The sequence below is a fragment of the Cronobacter sp. EKM101R genome, assembly GCF_963888145.1.
Lineage (GTDB): Bacteria > Pseudomonadota > Gammaproteobacteria > Enterobacterales > Enterobacteriaceae > Cronobacter > Cronobacter turicensis.
In genome coordinates this window covers 738,907-756,053 of the sequence record NZ_CAWPHW010000001.1, presented here as the reverse complement: position 1 = coordinate 756,053, position 17,147 = coordinate 738,907, and the positions used below count along the sequence as shown (strand labels likewise).

16 protein-coding genes are annotated in these 17,147 nt (G+C 58.7%); 9 read left to right on the top strand and 7 right to left on the bottom strand.

Going from position 1 to position 17,147, the window contains the following annotated elements:
• Window positions 1–2 precede the first annotated feature (2 nt).
• The 4 genes from fabI to pdeR all read left to right on the top strand — a co-directional run bounded on the left by fabI (window position 3) and on the right by pdeR (window position 6,447).
• The gene (gene fabI / locus AACV31_RS03695; RefSeq protein WP_015741435.1) at window positions 3–791 is read left to right on the top strand and encodes an enoyl-ACP reductase FabI; all 789 of its coding nucleotides are present in this window, start codon (window positions 3–5) and stop codon (window positions 789–791) included.
• A 189-nt stretch (window positions 792–980) separates the two neighbouring features.
• Entirely contained in the window at window positions 981–2,150 is a 1,170-nt protein-coding gene (locus tag AACV31_RS03690) for a CMD domain-containing protein (protein WP_165154358.1), read from the top strand.
• A gap of 72 nt (window positions 2,151–2,222) precedes the next feature.
• The gene (locus tag AACV31_RS03685) at window positions 2,223–4,157 is read left to right on the top strand and encodes an exoribonuclease II (protein WP_165154360.1); all 1,935 of its coding nucleotides are present in this window, start codon (window positions 2,223–2,225) and stop codon (window positions 4,155–4,157) included.
• Between the two features lie 295 nt (window positions 4,158–4,452).
• Window positions 4,453–6,447, top strand: a complete 1,995-nt coding sequence (gene pdeR, locus AACV31_RS03680) for a cyclic di-GMP phosphodiesterase (RefSeq protein ID WP_165154362.1) — start codon at window positions 4,453–4,455, stop codon at window positions 6,445–6,447.
• A gap of 22 nt (window positions 6,448–6,469) precedes the next feature.
• On the opposite strand, the gene AACV31_RS03675 is transcribed toward pdeR, so the two are convergent.
• A complete protein-coding gene (locus AACV31_RS03675) occupies window positions 6,470–7,339 on the bottom strand; it encodes a crotonase/enoyl-CoA hydratase family protein (protein ID WP_015741439.1) in 870 nt (289 codons plus the stop codon).
• A 211-nt stretch (window positions 7,340–7,550) separates the two neighbouring features.
• On the opposite strand from AACV31_RS03675, the gene AACV31_RS03670 reads away from it, so the two are divergent.
• Window positions 7,551–7,733, top strand: a complete 183-nt coding sequence (locus AACV31_RS03670) for a YciZ family protein (RefSeq protein ID WP_007761912.1) — start codon at window positions 7,551–7,553, stop codon at window positions 7,731–7,733.
• Between the two features lie 13 nt (window positions 7,734–7,746).
• Here the strand turns inward: AACV31_RS03670 and fsa are convergent, their stop codons facing one another.
• On the bottom strand, window positions 7,747–8,409 hold the full coding sequence (gene fsa / locus AACV31_RS03665; protein WP_165154364.1) for a fructose-6-phosphate aldolase: 663 nt from the start codon (window positions 8,407–8,409) through the stop codon (window positions 7,747–7,749).
• A 135-nt stretch (window positions 8,410–8,544) separates the two neighbouring features.
• On the opposite strand from fsa, the gene AACV31_RS03660 reads away from it, so the two are divergent.
• From AACV31_RS03660 to osmB, 4 genes are all read left to right on the top strand, one after another.
• On the top strand, window positions 8,545–9,444 hold the full coding sequence (locus tag AACV31_RS03660; RefSeq protein WP_165154366.1) for a glycyl-radical enzyme activating protein: 900 nt from the start codon (window positions 8,545–8,547) through the stop codon (window positions 9,442–9,444).
• A 5-nt stretch (window positions 9,445–9,449) separates the two neighbouring features.
• A complete protein-coding gene (locus AACV31_RS03655) occupies window positions 9,450–11,882 on the top strand; it encodes a formate C-acetyltransferase/glycerol dehydratase family glycyl radical enzyme (protein ID WP_165154368.1) in 2,433 nt (810 codons plus the stop codon).
• 45 nt (window positions 11,883–11,927) lie between these two features.
• Window positions 11,928–12,683 (top strand): DNA-binding transcriptional regulator YciT, encoded by a 756-nt coding sequence (gene yciT, locus AACV31_RS03650; protein WP_165154370.1) that lies wholly within the window; start codon window positions 11,928–11,930, stop codon window positions 12,681–12,683.
• Window positions 12,684–12,941: 258 nt separating this feature from the next.
• Complete coding sequence (gene osmB, locus AACV31_RS03645) at window positions 12,942–13,157, top strand: osmotically-inducible lipoprotein OsmB (protein ID WP_165154372.1); 216 nt, start codon at window positions 12,942–12,944, stop codon at window positions 13,155–13,157.
• 121 nt (window positions 13,158–13,278) lie between these two features.
• Here the strand turns inward: osmB and yciH are convergent, their stop codons facing one another.
• The 5 genes from yciH to pgpB all read right to left on the bottom strand — a co-directional run bounded on the left by yciH (window position 13,279) and on the right by pgpB (window position 16,966).
• On the bottom strand, window positions 13,279–13,605 hold the full coding sequence (gene yciH / locus AACV31_RS03640) for a stress response translation initiation inhibitor YciH (protein WP_075198739.1): 327 nt from the start codon (window positions 13,603–13,605) through the stop codon (window positions 13,279–13,281).
• A complete protein-coding gene (gene pyrF / locus AACV31_RS03635; RefSeq protein ID WP_165154627.1) occupies window positions 13,605–14,336 on the bottom strand; it encodes an orotidine-5'-phosphate decarboxylase in 732 nt (243 codons plus the stop codon). The genes yciH and pyrF overlap by 1 nt, the downstream gene beginning before the upstream one ends.
• A 233-nt stretch (window positions 14,337–14,569) precedes the next feature.
• The gene (gene lapB, locus AACV31_RS03630) at window positions 14,570–15,739 is read right to left on the bottom strand and encodes a lipopolysaccharide assembly protein LapB (RefSeq protein WP_075198741.1); all 1,170 of its coding nucleotides are present in this window, start codon (window positions 15,737–15,739) and stop codon (window positions 14,570–14,572) included.
• A 6-nt stretch (window positions 15,740–15,745) separates the two neighbouring features.
• Window positions 15,746–16,054 carry a LapA family protein gene (locus AACV31_RS03625; protein ID WP_007698324.1) on the bottom strand — a complete coding sequence of 103 codons (309 nt, stop codon included), beginning with the start codon at window positions 16,052–16,054 and terminating at the stop codon, window positions 15,746–15,748.
• Between the two features lie 147 nt (window positions 16,055–16,201).
• A complete protein-coding gene (gene pgpB, locus AACV31_RS03620; RefSeq protein ID WP_007761938.1) occupies window positions 16,202–16,966 on the bottom strand; it encodes a phosphatidylglycerophosphatase B in 765 nt (254 codons plus the stop codon).
• Between the last annotated feature and the right edge of the window lie 181 nt (window positions 16,967–17,147).

Sequence of the window (17,147 nt, the reverse complement as noted above, 5' to 3'; positions counted from 1 at the left end):
CTATGGGTTTTCTTACCGGTAAGCGCATTCTGGTGACTGGCGTAGCCAGCAAACTGTCCATCGCGTACGGTATCGCACAGGCAATGCACCGTGAAGGGGCTGAACTGGCGTTCACCTACCAGAACGACAAGCTGAAAGGCCGCGTGGAAGAGTTTGCCGCTCAACTGGACTCCAGCATCGTGCTGCCGTGTGACGTTGCGGAAGATGAAAGCATCGACGCGCTGTTCACCGAGCTTGCCAAAGTCTGGCCGAAATTTGACGGTTTCGTACACTCCATCGGTTTCGCGCCGGCCGACCAGCTGGACGGCGACTACGTTAACGCCGTAACCCGTGAAGGCTTCAAAATCGCGCACGACATCAGCGCATACAGCTTTGTGGCAATGGCGAAAGCGTGCCGTTCTATGCTGAACCCGAACGCGGCGCTGCTGACCCTCTCCTACCTGGGCGCAGAACGCGCTATCCCGAACTACAACGTGATGGGTCTGGCGAAAGCGTCTCTGGAAGCCAACGTACGCTACATGGCGAACGCGATGGGTCCGGACGGCGTGCGCGTTAACGCCATCTCCGCAGGCCCGATCCGCACGCTCGCGGCTTCCGGCATTAAAGATTTCCGTAAGATGCTGGCGCACTGCGAAGCGGTCACCCCGATCCGTCGCACCGTCACCATCGAAGACGTGGGTAACTCCGCCGCGTTCCTGTGCTCCGACCTTTCCGGCGGTATCACCGGTGAAGTGGTTCACGTTGACGGCGGCTTCAGCATCGCTGCGATGAATGAGCTGGAACTGAAATAATCCTCCGGCTTCTCGCCAAAGGGCAGGTTTTCAACCTGCCCTTTTTATTTATGCCTTTCTGATATTTGTTATCACCGAACAATCTTTTATCGCCGTGACGTGTTACGCCAGGATAGTTGTGCGTGACTTGCCCGGCGCTGCGCAGTGTTTCCGCCGTTCCGGGCGCTCATTTTCAGACAAGGAACGACCATGGAACAACGCCGCCTTACCGGCAAAAGCCACTGGTATCATGAAACCCAGTCCAGCCTCTGTCCGGCAGATCCGCTGCCGTTAGTTCCCGAAGCCGCAAAGGTGGAGGACCGTTTTCTGCTCGACCTGCCGCTGGATGACGCGAATATCGCCGCCCATGCGCCGTGGTGCGACGCCGCGCGTGCGCTTATCCCTTCCCTGCTGCCTGACAAGCACGACGTAACCCGCCTGCATACGCTCAGCGTATATGACCGCCTCAGCACCGCGCTGACCGTAGCCCAGGTCTGCGGCGTGCAGCGGCTGTGCAACCATTACGCCGCCCGTCTGGCGCCAGAGCCGGGGCCAGATTCGTCGCGCGAAAGCAACCGCCGCCTGACGCTGCTTACGCAAACCGCGCGCCAGCTCGCCAGCTCGCCGACGCTTATCGATAGCGCGGCGCGGACACAACTGGAAGACGCCGGGCTGTCGGTGCATGACATCGTCACCTTTACGCAGATTATCGGCTTCGTGGGCTTCCAGGCCCGCGCGGTCGCCCTGCTGCAGGCGCAGCCCGGTCAGCCGGCGCGCTGGTTGCCCGGTATCGATATGCAGCAGGATGCGCCCGCGTCGCTTTTCACCGCGCACGAACCCCGCTGGCAGCCCGATCTCCCGACGCTCGAAATGGGCTGGGCCAGCGCCGAACAACAGGCGGCCTACAATGCGGCGCTTGACGAACCGCTGCTGCAACCGCTGCTCTCCCTGCTGGCGCATGACGCCTGCGCGCTGCAGGGCCTCGCCGCCCTGCTCGCCTCGCTTCGCGGACAAGAAATCACGTCTGACGCCGCGCTGGTGGCCCTGGTATCGGCGCGCATCAACGGCAGCGTCAGCTGTTTTGATGAGGCCGCGCTGCGCCTGCGCGACGAACCCGGGCTTGAGGATGCGGCGCGCAACGGCGAACGGGCGCTGCTCGCCTGGAGCCATCACCACCCGAGAGCACGCGCGATTATCCAGGCGATGCAGATGCTGACCCGCGCGCCGGCGCGGTTTGGTCACGCTCAACTTGAGCCGCTGACAGACGCCGGTTTTGACGCGCAGACGGCGCTACGTCTGCTCGCCTGGGGCAGCGTTTGCGGCTGGGTAAATCGTCTGCGCCTCGGCCTTGGCGTCACGACCCAGCCCGCCGCGGTCTAAAGAGCGCTTGCCGGGAGGCGCGCAATCGCGTAAAACTGTCAGCCGCTCTTTTGGCCACGAAAATTCGACACTATGTTTCAGGATAACCCGCTGCTTGCGCAGCTTAAACAGCAACTGCATTCCCAGACGCCGCGCGCCGAAGGGGTAGTAAAAGCCACGGAAAAAGGTTTTGGTTTCCTTGAGGTTGACGCGCAGAAAAGCTACTTCATTCCGCCTCCGCAGATGAAGAAAGTGATGCACGGCGATCGCGTCATTGCCGTTATCCATACGGAAAAGGAAAAAGAATCCGCCGAGCCCGAAGAGCTTATCGAACCCTTCCTGACCCGCTTTGTGGGCCGGGTACAAAAGAAAGACGATCGTCTCTCTATCGTTCCCGATCATCCGCTGCTGAAAGACGCCATCCCGTGCCGCGCTGAACGCGGCGTCAGCCATGACTTCCAGAATGGCGACTGGGCGGTGGCGGAGATGCGCCGTCATCCGCTGAAAGGCGATCGCGGATTTTACGCGGAACTGACCCAGTTTATTACCTTCGGCGACGACCATTTCGTGCCGTGGTGGGTAACGCTCGCACGCCATAATCTTGAGCGCGAAGCGCCGGACGGCGTGGCGACCGAGATGCTTGATGAAAATCTGACGCGTGAAGATTTAACCGCGCTCGATTTCGTCACCATCGACAGCGCCAGCACCGAAGATATGGACGATGCGCTGTACGTTGAAACGCTCGATGGCGACCGCCTGCAACTGACCGTTGCGATTGCCGATCCGACCGCGTGGATCGCCGAAGGCAGCAAGCTCGACAATATTGCCAAAGTGCGCGCGTTCACCAACTACCTGCCGGGCTTTAACATCCCGATGCTGCCGCGCGAACTTTCCGACGATCTCTGCTCGCTGCGTGAAGGCGTACAGCGCCCGGCGCTGGTGTGCCGCATGATTATCGACGCGGAAGGCGCTATCAGCGATGAGATCCACTTCTTCACCGCGACCATCGAATCCAAAGCCAAGCTGGCGTATGACGACGTCTCCAACTGGCTGGAAGAAAAAGGCGACTGGCAGCCGGGCAGCGAGGCGATCGCCGCGCAGATCCGTCTGCTACAGCAGATTTGCCAGCGCCGCAGCGCCTGGCGTGTGAAAAACGCGCTGGTGTTTAAAGACCGTCCGGATTACCGCTTCGTACTGGGCGAAAAAGGCGAAGTGCTGGATATCATTGCCGAGCCGCGCCGCATCGCTAACCGTATCGTTGAAGAATCCATGATCGCCGCGAATATCTGCGCCGCGCGCGTGCTGCGCGACAAGCTGGGCTTCGGCGTATATAACGTGCACGCGGGCTTCGATCCGGCCAGCACCGAACAGCTGGCGACGCTGCTGCAGAGCCACGGCATGCACGTGGATGCCAGTGACGTACTGACCCTGCCAGGCTTCTGCAAGCTGCGCCGTGAGCTTGATGCGCAGCCGTCCGGTTTCCTCGACAGCCGTATTCGCCGCTTCCAGTCGTTTGCGGAAATCAGCACCGAGCCAGGCCCGCACTTTGGCCTGGGCCTTGAAGCTTACGCGACCTGGACCTCGCCGATTCGTAAATATGGCGATATGGTCAACCACCGTCTGCTGAAAGCCATCATCAAAGGCGAAAGCGCTACGCGTCCGCAGGAAGAATCCACCGTGCAGATGGCGGAACGCCGTCGACTCAACCGCATGGCGGAGCGCGATGTGGGCGACTGGCTGTATGCCCGTTTCCTGAAAGACAAAGCCGGTACCGATACCCGCTTCGCGGCGGAAATTATCGATGTCAGCCGCGGCGGCATGCGCGTACGTCTGGTGGATAACGGCGCGGTCGCCTTTATTCCGGCGCCGTTCCTGCACGCGGTACGTGATGAACTGGTATGCAGCCAGGAAAACGGCACCGTACAGATCAAAGGCGAAACCGTTTATAAGGTCACCGACGTTATCGACGTGACCATCGCCGAAGTGCGTATGGAAACCCGCAGCGTGATCGCACGCCCGGTCGCCTGACCCTCCACTCCCCGGCCCCGCCGGGGAGTTCTTCTTCTCTCCCGTGTCGTCTCATCCTCTGTGTGAGCGCGCACATTTTTCCCGTTTCACTTGGGCATTTTTCTAAAAAACGATCACACTAACAGAGTGCGTCGTAATTTAACGCTTTGAGAATTAAGCGAAATGGCCGTGACCGCACCGGGTCTGCCGCCTTCGCCCAAATATATTCCCGTAAAAACAATTGTTTTGCCTCTTATTGCCGGCAGAGTCCGGCTGTGCCGTTTGCGCAGCACCTGGTGTGGGTTCGGGAGAGAGCATGAAAGACGACCTGGATAATAATCTGCTGTACCGCTACTGCGGCGCCACCAGCCCTTTCTGGCGCCTGCCGCTGGACAGCAATGCGCTACAGCTTGCCGCCAGCGAAGAGGCCGTCACCAGCCACGTGGTGCCGCTGACGCCGGAGCAGGCCGCGCAGATCCGTACCATGAGCGTGATTACCTCAAGCGTCACGCTCTCGTTATCGCTGTTTGGCGAGCTGGTGCCGGTGCATCTGGTAGGCCGTAAGGTCTCCCGCAAGGAGTGGGCAGGCACGGCCTCGGCATGGCACGACACCACCTCCGTGGCGCGCGATCTGGTGCAGGGGCTCTCCTTCGCCGAACAGGTGGTGTCTGAAGCCAATTCAGTCATCGTTATTCTCGACCGCCACGGCAACATCCAGCGTTTCAACCGGCTGAGCGAAGAGTATACCGGCCTGAAAGAACAGGAAGTGATCGGGCAGAATGTCTTTACGCTGTTTATGTCTCCCGCCGAAGCCTCCGCCTCACGTCGTAACGTCACTGGTTTTTTTCGCAACGGCAGTTCGTATGAAGTCGAACGTTGGATCAAAACCCGCAAGGGCCAACGGCTGTTTCTGTTTCGCAATAAGTTTGTCCACAGCGGCAGCGGGCGAAACGAAATTTTCCTGATTTGCTCCGGCACCGACATTACCGAAGAGCGTCGCGCGCAGGAGCGTTTGCGCGTGCTTGCCAACACTGACGCCATCACCGGCCTGCCCAACCGCAACGCTATCCATGAGATGATAAGCGACGCCATCGCTAAACGCGGCGACACCCAGGTGGGCATCGTTTATCTCGATCTCGATAACTTTAAAAAGGTCAACGATGCCTACGGGCATATGTTCGGCGACCAGTTACTCCAGGCGGTGTCGCTCGCCATCCTAAGCTGCCTTGAGAAAGATCAGGTGCTGGCGCGACTCGGCGGCGACGAGTTTATCGTGATGGCGACCGATACGTCGCAGGCGGCGCTGGAGGCGATGTCGTCACGGATCATCACCCGGCTGAAGCATCCGTTTCGTATCGGGCTGATTGAGGTCTATACCGGTTGCTCGCTCGGGATTGCGCTGGCCCCGCAGCATGGCGACGATCGCGAGAGCGTGATCCGCAACGCCGACACAGCAATGTACACCGCCAAAGAGAACGGACGCGGCAAATTTTGCGTCTTCTGCCCGGAGATGAATCAGCGGGTGTTTGAGTATCTCTGGCTCGACACCAACCTGCGCAAAGCGCTGGAGAAAAATCAGCTCGTTATCCACTACCAGCCCAAAATAACGGCGAGAGGCGAGGTGGACAGCCTGGAAGCGCTGGTGCGCTGGCAGTCGCCGGAGCGGGGGCTGATCCCGCCGCTTGATTTTATCTCCTATGCCGAGGAGTCCGGACTTATCGTGCCGCTGGGACGCTGGGTGATGCTGGATGTGGTGCGCCAGGTGGCGAAGTGGCGCGATGAAGGCATGCTGTTGCGGGTCGCGGTGAACGTCTCGGCGCGCCAGCTGGCCGACCAGACGCTGATAAGCGATCTGCGCCAGGCGCTTACCGATATGCACTTCACCCGCAGCCCGATTGACGTCGAGATCACGGAAAGCTGCCTGATTGATAACGCCGACCTGGCGCTGTCGGTCATTAACGCGTTCAGCGCGCTGGGCGCGCAGGTGCATCTGGATGATTTCGGCACCGGCTATTCGTCCCTCTCGCAGCTGGCGCGGTTTCCGCTGGATGCCATTAAGCTCGATCAAAGCTTTGTGCGCGATATCCATAAGCAGCCGGTATCGCAGTCGCTCGTGCATGCCATCGTCGCGGTGGCGAAGGCGCTCGATTTAAAGGTGATCGCTGAAGGTGTGGAGAGTGAAGAGGAAGATGCGTTTCTGACGCAAAACGGCGTCGATCAGCGCCAGGGATTTTTATTCGCCCGCCCAATGACCGCGAGTGAGCTTGAGCGCTGGTATCAACACTATCGCGCCGGGAAACAGACGCCGTAAACGGCGTCTGAGGTCATGGCCGTTAGCCTGCTTTACGCAGCGCCGCGGCGGTATGGCGGTTTTGCAACAGGATCAGACGCTCCATGTAGCCCACATCTTTCGGCTCCAGGCTGAAGGCCGCGTCGACCCAGTCTTCGGTGATTTCCATTAGCTCATTACGCGAAAGCCGCAGCACGCGCTGGCGCGCGCGAAGCATCGCCCTCACCCCGTTCAGGCGCGGTTTCAGGGTATCGATAAACGTCCGCGTCGCCACAAACCCCTGGCCTGGCTCAAAGAGCTGATCCACCAGCCCCTGCGGCTGATACCACTCGGCGGTGTGAGACTCGCCCTGCCAGATGAGCTCCTCGGCAAGCCGCATCCCGGCGCGCCTTGTCACCAGTGAATAGCCGCCCATGCCGGGAAAGAGATTAAACGCGATCTCCGGGAACCCCATGCGGGCGTCACGCTGGGCCAGCACAAAATGGTGCGCCAGCGCCGCCTCGAAACCGCCGCCGAGCGCGCTGCCTTCTACCATCGCAAGGCTAATGGCGCCGCAGTCAAACCCGCGCGAGGCGGCGTGTACGCAATCCACGCAGGCGCGCGCATAGGCGCGCAGCGCTTCGCGTTTGCCGTTGCGAATGCAGTCGACGAAAAACTGCAAATCGCCGCCGGTGTTATACATGCCGGGAACCAGCGAGCCGGTGACCCAGAAATCCACCTCCAGTCTGGCCTCCTGCACCAGATAGCTGAGGTTCATTATCTCTTCGATAAGGACATGGTTAAAACACGGACGCGGCTGGGCCCGCAACATCATCCAGATAATGCGGCGTTCTTCCTCGTAAAAGCCGGAAAGCTGAGTAAAACGCGCTGTATCGGTAAAGAGTTTGCAGGTCGATTGGTTGAATACTGACATAGTCTTTCCTCATGTAAGTTAACGCGTTATGCGCAGGATCAGACTAATTCACAGCAGCGTTTCGCACGGGGAGCCGGCCTGTTTTATAACCATAATTTATTTTTTAAAGCGAAATGATTGATTCTGGTGGCGTATTAAGAGAGCCGCCCGCTTCTCTTTGACGCCGCTTTTCTGCATCATGGGCCAGTATCAACCGTAAAAAGGAAGCATTATGCCGACAGTAAATCCGCAGCAGCTGGCTGACCGTATCGATACCGTTCTGGATATTCTGGTGGCGGGCGATTACCACTCCGCCATCCACAATCTGGAAATCCTGAAGGCGGAACTGCTGGCGCTGGGCCAGCAGGGAGAAGAACCGGGGGATAATAAAAAGAAGGCGCCCTGGGAGATCTGACGCCTGAAGGCGCTTACAGGCTGAGCGTCCCGAACGCCTGTTGCCATTCGCGCCCGAAACCCTCAACCGCCGCCGCAACGGCGGGTGTGTTCAGTAACTGTTCGGCGACATCCACGGGCAGCGTGATCGACTGACACCCCGCCAGCAGACAGCCGAGCGCCTGCTGCGGCGTGCGAAAGCTTGCCGCCAGCACTTTGGATTGCGGCGCGTGCAGCGTTAGCAGTTCCTGCAACTCGCTGACCGTCGCCACGCCGTCACCGCCCTGCGCATCCAGACGATTCACATAAGGCGCGACATATTCCGCCCCTGCCAGCGCCGCCATTAATCCTTGCAAAGCGCCGTACACCGCCGTGCCAAGCAGCGGAATGCCGGACGGTTTAAGGATTTTCATCGCCGCGAGCCCCGCTGGCGTGACCGGGATTTTCACCACCAGACCCGGCACCCGCTGCGCCAGCTGTTCCGCTTCACGGACCATTTGCGGTGTGTCGACCGCGACAACCTGCGCGAAGAGTTTGCCTTCGCCGTTCAACACCTCCTGCAAGGCGGGCAGCAGATCCCAGAGCTTCACGCCCGCGCGCGCCACAATGGACGGATTAGTGGTCACGCCCTGTAACGGCAGGATGCCCGCCAGGCGTTTGACGGCCGCGACATCTGCCGTATCGAGATACAGTTCCATAACGACTCCTTTTTGAGCAAGTTAACATTGCCGCCATCTTAAATCAGTTGGTGCGGATAAAGCTGATCGCCATCAATTAAACTTTCATTCGAAAGTTACATTATTTTCTAATGAAAGATAAAAGGCGTATTCACCATGATCTTTAATCTGCAACGCTACTCCACCCATGACGGGCCGGGCATCCGTACCGTGGTCTTCCTGAAGGGCTGTTCGCTCGGCTGCCGCTGGTGTCAGAACCCGGAGAGCCGACGCCGCCAGCGCGACGTGCTGTTTGACGAGCGGTTGTGCCTGAGCGGCTGCGATCTCTGCGCGCGGGCATGTCCGCAGGCGATTGACCGCAATGGCGAAACCTTAGTGATTGACCGTACGGCGCTGGATGATGCCGCGCTCGATGCGCTCACCGACTGCTGCCCCACGCAGGCCCTGAGCGTGTGCGGCGAATCCCGCAGCGTCGAGTCGATCATGGAAACCGTACTGCGCGACCGTCCATTTTACGCCCGCAGCGGGGGCGGGATTACGCTTTCCGGCGGCGAGCCATTTATGCAGCCGGAGATGGCAAAAGCGCTGCTACAGCGCAGCCACGAGGCGGGCATCCATACGGCGGTGGAATCCTGCCTGCATGTGCCGTGGAAACATATCGCCCCGTCATTGCCGTTTCTTGATTTGCTGCTGGCCGACTTAAAGCATGTCGACCCTGAGCGCTTTCACGCCTGGACCGACGGCAGCGCTGAACGTGTGCTGGATAATTTTCGCCGCCTGGCCGCGGCGGGCGTGGAGATGACCATTCGCGTTCCGCTGATCCCTGGCTTTAACGCCGATGAAACCTCTGTTCGCGCCATTACGGATTTCGCCGCTGATGAAACCGGCGCTCGTCATATTCATTTTCTGCCCTACCACACCCTTGGCATTAACAAGTATCGCCTGCTGGACTGGCCCTATCTGGCACCGGCAACGCCGCTCGACGAACCGGCGCTGCTGGCGTTTGCCGAAGATTACGCCCGCCAGAAAGGACTCACCGCCTGGATAAGAGGATAACCACCATGACTGAACTCAATCTGAGTTTTCTGCCTGAACGCATCAAAGCCCATAAAGCGGCGCTGGTGCAGATCGTCCGTCCGCCGGTCTGTACCGAGCGTGCGCAGCACTACACCGCAGTCTATCAGCAGCATCAGGATAAACCGTTGCCGGTACGCCGCGCGCTGGCGCTGGCGCATCATCTGGCGAACCGCACCATCTGGATCAAACATGACGAGCTGATTGTCGGCAATCAGGCAAGCCAGGTGCGCGCGGCGCCCTTTTTCCCTGAGTACACCGTCAGCTGGATTGAGAAAGAGATAGACGATCTCGCCGACCGTCCGGGCGCCGGGTTCTCTGTCAGCCCAGAGGATAAAGCGGTAATGCACGAAATTTGCCCGTGGTGGCGCGGCCAGACCGTGCAGGATCGCTGCTACGGCATGTTTACCGATGAGCAAAAAGAACTGCTGGCGTCGGGCATTATCAAAGCGGAAGGCAATATGACCTCCGGCGACGCGCATCTGGCGGTGAATTTCCCGCTGCTGCTGGAGAACGGCCTCGACGGCCTGCGCGCCAGAGTGGCGGAGCGCCGCGCGCGTCTGCTGCTGACCGATCAGGACGACCTGCATAAAGAACAATTCCTGAAAGCGATCGACATTACCTTTCGCGCGCTCAGCGAACATATTCAGCGCTTCGCGGCGCTGGCGGCCCGTATGGCGCAGGAAGAGCGCCGCCCGGCGCGGCGCGATGAGCTGCTTGCCATTTCCGCTAACTGCGAACATATCGCGCATCAGCCGCCCGCGTCCTTCTGGCAGGCCTTGCAGCTCTGCTATTTCGTGCAGCTGGTGTTGCAGATTGAGTCCAACGGGCACTCCGTGTCGTTCGGCCGCCTCGATCAATACCTTTATCCGTGGTATCGCCGCGATGTCGAGCTTGAACAGACGCTTGAGCGCGAACGCGCTATCGAACTGTTGCAGAGCTGCTGGCTGAAGCTGCTGGAGGTCAACAAAATCCGCTCAGGCTCGCATTCTAAAGCCTCGGCGGGCAGTCCGCTCTACCAGAACGTCACGATTGGCGGCCAGCGTCTGCTTAACGGCGAGCCGGTGGACGCGGTCAACCCGCTCTCCTGGGCGGTGCTGGAGTCGTGCGGCCGCCTGCGTTCCACCCAGCCGAACCTCAGCGTGCGCTACCACGCCGGGATGAGCAATGACTTCCTCGACGCCTGCGTCCAGGTGATCCGATGCGGTTTCGGGATGCCCGCGTTCAACAATGATGAAATCGTCATCGACGAGTTTATTAAGCTTGGCGTCAGCCGCGAAGACGCCTATGACTATGCGGCCATCGGCTGCATCGAAACGGCGGTCGGCGGGAAATGGGGCTATCGCTGCACCGGCATGAGCTTTATTAACTTCGCCCGTGTGATGCTGGCGGCGCTGGAAGGCGGTCGCGACGCGACGACCGGCAAGGTTTTCCTGCCACAGGAAAAGGCGCTCTCCGCTGGTAATTTCAGCCACTTTAGCGAAGTGATGGACGCCTGGGATCGTCAGGTCCGCTACTACACCCGCAAATCGATTGAAATAGAGTGCGTGGTGGACACGGTGCTGGAAGAGAACGCGCACGACATTCTCTGCTCGGCGCTGGTGGATGACTGCATTGAGCGCGGCAAAAGCATTAAGCAAGGCGGCGCTAAATATGACTGGGTTTCGGGGTTACAGGTGGGGATCGCCAACCTGGGCAATAGCCTCGCCGCAGTGCGCAGGCTGGTGTTTGAACAGGGCGTGGTGACCCAGCCGCAACTGGCGCAGGCGCTGAACGATGATTTTGCGGGCCTTACCGGCGAACAGTTGCGCCAGCGGCTGATTAACAGCGCGCCGAAGTACGGCAATGACGACGACGATGTGGATTTGCTGCTGGCGCGCGCGTACCAGACCTATATCGACGAGCTGAAGCAGTATCACAATACCCGTTTCGGGCGCGGCCCCATCGGCGGCACCTACTACGCGGGTACGTCGTCTATCTCCGCGAACGTGCCTTTTGGCGCGGCGACGATGGCGACGCCGGACGGACGCAAGGCCAGAACGCCGCTGGCGGAAGGCGCAAGCCCGGCGTCAGGCACTGACCGTCTGGGGCCAACCGCGGTCATTAACTCAGTCGGGAAACTGCCGGTGGCGAAAATACTTGGCGGCGTGCTGTTGAATCAGAAGCTTAACCCGTCCACACTGGATAACTTACGCGATCGCCAGAAACTGATGCAGATGCTGCGCACCTTCTTTGAGGTGCATAAGGGATGGCACGTTCAGTACAACATCGTCTCGCGTGAAACCTTGCTGGACGCCAAAGCACACCCGGATAAGTACCGCGATCTGGTGGTGCGCGTGGCGGGTTACTCCGCGTTCTTTACGGCCTTATCCCCTGATGCGCAGGATGATATTATCGCCCGTACCGAACATACGCTTTAAATGATACCGCGGTGGCGCCATGCCACCGCGCATAACGATGCAGATATGAACTCCCGACAACAAATCATTTTACAGATGGTGATTGACCGCGGTCGCATGAGCGTGGCGGAACTGGCAAAAATCACCGGCGTTTCTGAAGTCACCATTCGTCAGGATCTTAACCTTCTCGAAAAGCAGAGCTATCTGCGCCGCACGCATGGCTTCGCCGTGCCGCTCGACAGCGACGATGTTGAAACCCGCATGATGAATAATTTCGCCCTGAAGCGGCGGCTTGCGGATTTCGCCTGCTCGCTGGTGAATGACGGCGAAACGGTGTTTATCGAAAACGGCAGTACCAATGCCCTGCTGGCGCGGGCGCTGGCCGAGCAAAAGAAAATCACGCTTATCACCGTGAGCAGTTTCATTGCGCATCTGCTGAAAGAAACCTCGTGTGAAATTATCCTGCTCGGCGGCATCTACCAGAAAAAAAGCGAAACTATGGTCGGCCCGCTGACGCGCCAGTACATTTCACAGGTGCATTTCAGCAAAGCGTTTATCGGGATTGACGGCTGGTCGCCAGAGACGGGCTTTACCGGCCGCGACATGATGCGCGCCGATGTGGTCAATGCGGTGCTGGAAAAAGGCAGCGAGGCGATTATCCTCACCGACAGCAGTAAATTCGGCGCCGTGCATCCGTATACGCTCGGCCCTGCGTCACGCTTCAGCCGGGTTATCACCGATGACAGCCTGAATGAAACTGCCCGCGACGCGCTCGTCGCCTCCGGTCTGGCGCTTGATATCCTTTCACCCTTTCCTGCCTGAATCATGACTGGCGCGTCGCTACAGGCGCGCCTCGCTTGAGACTATTCTCAGCATCAATTAAGACTTTTTACCTGTCTGAATTCGCTTAAGAAATTAAAATTAACCTTAGCGATATTACTGAGTGTTGATTGTCACCTGCGTGATTCTTTATTCCGTATCGCTGCACCGTTTCATGGACTGGCGCTTTAAGCTGCGATTTAGCCACTATACTTATAGTGAGCAGCCTTTCCGTGAATCAATTATTCAGGAGAAAGTATTATGTCATTAAATTACAAAAAAGTAGCCGCGTCAGTCCTGGCCGTTACTCTGGTAGCCTCTCTGAGCGCATGCTCAAACTGGTCTAAACGTGACCGCAACACCGCTATCGGCGCGGGTGCAGGTGCAATCGGCGGCTCCGTGCTGACCGACGGTAGCGCGCTCGGCACCCTCGGCGGCGCAGCGGTAGGCGGTATTATCGGTCATCAGGTTCATTAATCTGCGGCCCGCAAAAGCATAACGCTTTGACGTATTACTCGCATCACCGAATAATTACAGGTCTGGCTATACCGCAGTAAACATAACAAAATAGCCACGGCATTTTTGCCGTGGCTAACAATTAACCGCCCGCCAGTTTAACTTTCATTCCTTTTGCCTCAAGCAGGCTTTTAATTAATTCCCGTTTATCACCCTGAATTTCAATCACGCCGTCTTTGACCGCGCCGCCACAGCCGCATTTTTTCTTAAGCTCGGCGGCGAGACTATTTAACGTCGCGTCGTCAGCGTCAACGCCGGTGATAAGGCATACGCCCTTCCCTTTGCGTCCGCTGGTCTGGCGCTGAATACGCACCACGCCGTCGCCTTTCGGGCGCGCGGGCGCGGCTTTGGGCTCATCGATACGTCCGGTTTCCGTGGAATAGACCAGACGGCTGTTCGTGTCGCGCATTACCCCTCCTGCTTCAGAGACGCCAGAATATCCCGCAGCGCCTGTGCCGGATTCGCCGCACGGGTGATGGGACGTCCAATAACCATATAGTCCACGCCCGCCTCTTGCGCCTCGGCAGGCGTCATGATGCGGCGCTGATCGCCCACGTCGCTGCCAGCGGGACGAATGCCCGGCGTGACCAGTTTAAATTCGCGCCCGAACGCCGCTTTAAAACGCACCGCCTCATGCGCGGAACAGACCACGCCGTCAAGGCCACACTGCTGTGTAAGGCGCGCAAGACGCTCCGCCTGGTCTGCCGGGCTAAGAGTGATGCCTAACCCTTGCAGATCGTCGGCTTCCATACTGGTGAGCACGGTAACCGCAATCAGTAGCGGCGCGTCATTGCCAAAAGGCGCCAGCGCCTCTTTTGCCGCCGTCATCATCCGCGCGCCGCCACCTGCATGGACATTCACCATCCAGACGCCGAGTTCCGCCGCGGCGGCAACGGCGCGCGCGGTGGTATTCGGGATATCGTGAAATTTCAGGTCAAGAAAAACGTCGAAGCCGCGCGAAATCAGATCGCGCACCAGCTGCGGTCCGAACAGCGTAAACATCTCTTTGCCGACCTTCAGACGGCAGCTGCGCGGATCGATGCCATCCACAAAGGCCAGCGCGCTGTCGCGGTTGTCGTAATCGAGCGCGACGACCACGGGAGAATGAGTTACAGAATGAGAGGAGGCAATTAATGTCATGACCAGACCTTCTGACAGGCGCACCGGCGTGGCGCGAGGTTGATAAACGGCAAGCATTCTACCCGCCGTCAGCGAAAATTTACAGGCAAGATCGCCCTGCCAGGCCGCCTGACTCACCGTAAACGCGCTGTCGCCACAACGGCGGCCTGAAAAATCATAAGTATGTTGTAACTAAAATACGCGTAAAACATTGCCGCGACAGAACGTGCGGCAGGGACAGAGAAGAAGTGAAATTACTGGCCGTCAAGGCCCCGGATAGGCTTGATGGTGGACCAGGCGCGGCACGACGGGCAGTGCCAGTAGAGCGTGAATGCGGTGAAGCCGCACTTCTGGCAGCGATAACGCGGCTTGGTGCGCACCTGCTCGCCCACCATATCGCGCAGCACCATCAGGCTCTCTTTCGCGCGCCCTTCTTCCGCCTCATGCAGATGGTAATCCATCAGCCGGTGGAAGACGCGCATGGTCGGGTGGCGCTGAAGCTGGCGCGTGATATAGACCTGCGCGCTGTCTGCGCCCTCACGCTGCTCAAGCACCTGTGCGAGCATCAGTTCCGCTTCCGCGCCGGTGTTTTCTTCCACGCAGCGTTTAAGGAATTCGGCCCATTCGTCGGGTTTACCAAGCTGCTGATAGCAGACCTGGAGCATCTCCAGGGTTTCGCTCACCAGTTCGCGATCCTGACTGATGACTTTTTCCAGCATTTCGACGGCGTGCGCGTAATCGCCGCGCGTCATAAAAATGCGGCCCATCATGATGGAGACGCGCGCGCTGTTGCGATCCGCCGCAGCGCCCTTTTTCAGGAGCGACATGGCGCGATCCATATCTTCATTGCTCATCGCCTGGAGGGCGAGTTCGCAGTAAAAATGGGCGATTTCGACGCGCTGATGTTCTTTGCCAAGCTTGACCAAGCGTTCGGCGGCATCGATGGCTTTCTGCCATTCGCTGGTGGCCTGATAGATTTGCAGCAGTTGCTGAAGCGCGCCGGTGCGGAAATCGGTCTCGTCCACCAGCTGATTAAACATGTCTTCGGCGCGATCGTAGAGCCCGGCGGCCATGTAGTCGCGGCCAAGCTGTTGAACGGCGAGCAGACGCTGATCGTAGGTGAGCGACGCGCTTTCCATCAGCGACTGGTGAATGCGGATAGCCCTGTCTACTTCGCCGCGCGAGCGGAAAAGGTTGCCGAGCGTCAGGTGGGCTTCGACGGTGCCGGTATCTTCCTTGAGCATTTCAAGGAACAGATCCACCGCTTTATCCTGCTGATTGGACAGCAGAAAGTTCACGCCTGCGACGTAGTCGCGTGACAGGCGATTCGCTTCCTGCTCTTTATCCTGTTGCGCACTTCTGCGGCCCATATACCAGCCATACGCAGCGGCGACAGGCAACAGCAGAAACAACAACTCCAGCATAGAGGGTTAATCCTTAACAGCAGGCGCGGCGGCGTTTGCCGGAACCGGCTCTGCAGGCGCGAGTTGCTGCTCAAGGCGTTTCACTTTACGTTCGGCACGCGCCAGTTGCAGGCGAACGCGCAACCAGAACAGCCCACAGATGATCCACCCGATAATAAAACCTGCGCCAAATAAGGTCGCCAGCAGCGTAGAGATCCGATAGTCGCCCTGCGCCAGCAGGAAGTTAAAGGTGACCTGTTGATCGTTTTGCGCGCCCAGCGTGACGGAAACGACGAAAATCGCTAATACCACTAAAAAAATAATCAGATATTTCACATGACATCCCGTATGTGTTTTGTGCGACCAATGTCCCGGCCTCGGCTCAACGCGCTATACGTTATCATTTCCACCCTTTGCGTGAAATGATAAAGCGCCAGGACATCCTTTATAAATAGGGTCGTAACGGCGAAACTCAAGCCGCCGTCACTCTTCTGTCTCGCGCCGGGCGATTTCCACTTTCTCTTCCACCGGCGGCGTGAGCGGGCCGCAGAGACGCTGCGCAAGCCAGGCGGCGATGGTCACCAGCAGCCAGGAGAGCAGCGTGGCGACCACCAGATCGCGCGGCCAGTGCATGCCGAGCAGCATTCGGCTGCCCATCACGCCGATGGCCCAGAGCGTCAGCACCGCAAGCGTAATGGTTCGCCTGCGCGGCCAGAGCAGCCCGAATCCCAGCATCGCCCAGCTTGCGGCAAACATGGTATGCCCCGATGGAAAAGCAAAACCGGTCTCTTTTTGCCAGTGTTTGCGCAGCCAGGCCGGGATATCGGTCTCGTTTTTCAACTGCGCTTTCACCAGTTCGCCGCGTTCCTTGCGCTTTAAATTGTAGAACTCGTCCACCGGGATGTTACGGTTTTTTTCAAGCCAGATAACAAACGGACGAGGTTCCTGAACTTTTTCTTTAATCAGCGACTTAGACCACTGCCCCGCCATAATGACCATGCCCAGAATCGCGAATAACATCAGCGCCGGACGCAACCGGAAACGCAGGCACCACAAGAACCAGCCGCATAGCAAGACGTGAGTAAGAATGCCCCAGGGCTGCGTGACCGTTTCCGTCATCCAGAACAGCATTTTCAGCCATAACGAGCTGCTGCCCGGTTGCCACTGCCAGCCTGAGATCCAGACGGTCAGCGGCATGATGAGTAACAGCGCGGCGCCGACCGCGGTACGTTTTGCAATTGCCAGCATGCTCTCTCCTTTTTCCTGAAGTCCTTCAAGAATAACCGAAAATCACGTCCGGCAGGATAGTTACCTATTGATGCGATTAATATTAAGAGCACGACAGAGAGAGGCGAACCCTGCCGGGATGTGGCAAAATACAGAGTAACGACAGAAAGCCAACAGACTGGCAGGCGCCTGCGGGCGTCAT

Excerpts from the sequence above, each read along its gene's own strand:
- fabI (WP_015741435.1), top strand. The coding sequence starts at position 3 with ATGGGTTTTCTTACCGGTAAGCGCATTCTGGTGACTGGCGTAGCCAGC.
- AACV31_RS03690 (WP_165154358.1), top strand. The coding sequence starts at position 981 with ATGGAACAACGCCGCCTTACCGGCAAAAGCCACTGGTATCATGAAACC.
- AACV31_RS03685 (WP_165154360.1), top strand. The coding sequence starts at position 2,223 with ATGTTTCAGGATAACCCGCTGCTTGCGCAGCTTAAACAGCAACTGCAT.
- pdeR (WP_165154362.1), top strand. The coding sequence starts at position 4,453 with ATGAAAGACGACCTGGATAATAATCTGCTGTACCGCTACTGCGGCGCC.
- AACV31_RS03675 (WP_015741439.1), bottom strand. The coding sequence starts at position 7,339 with ATGTCAGTATTCAACCAATCGACCTGCAAACTCTTTACCGATACAGCG.
- AACV31_RS03670 (WP_007761912.1), top strand. The coding sequence starts at position 7,551 with ATGCCGACAGTAAATCCGCAGCAGCTGGCTGACCGTATCGATACCGTT.
- fsa (WP_165154364.1), bottom strand. The coding sequence starts at position 8,409 with ATGGAACTGTATCTCGATACGGCAGATGTCGCGGCCGTCAAACGCCTG.
- AACV31_RS03660 (WP_165154366.1), top strand. The coding sequence starts at position 8,545 with ATGATCTTTAATCTGCAACGCTACTCCACCCATGACGGGCCGGGCATC.
- AACV31_RS03655 (WP_165154368.1), top strand. The coding sequence starts at position 9,450 with ATGACTGAACTCAATCTGAGTTTTCTGCCTGAACGCATCAAAGCCCAT.
- yciT (WP_165154370.1), top strand. The coding sequence starts at position 11,928 with ATGAACTCCCGACAACAAATCATTTTACAGATGGTGATTGACCGCGGT.
- osmB (WP_165154372.1), top strand. The coding sequence starts at position 12,942 with ATGTCATTAAATTACAAAAAAGTAGCCGCGTCAGTCCTGGCCGTTACT.
- yciH (WP_075198739.1), bottom strand. The coding sequence starts at position 13,605 with ATGCGCGACACGAACAGCCGTCTGGTCTATTCCACGGAAACCGGACGT.
- pyrF (WP_165154627.1), bottom strand. The coding sequence starts at position 14,336 with ATGACATTAATTGCCTCCTCTCATTCTGTAACTCATTCTCCCGTGGTC.
- lapB (WP_075198741.1), bottom strand. The coding sequence starts at position 15,739 with ATGCTGGAGTTGTTGTTTCTGCTGTTGCCTGTCGCCGCTGCGTATGGC.
- pgpB (WP_007761938.1), bottom strand. The coding sequence starts at position 16,966 with ATGCTGGCAATTGCAAAACGTACCGCGGTCGGCGCCGCGCTGTTACTC.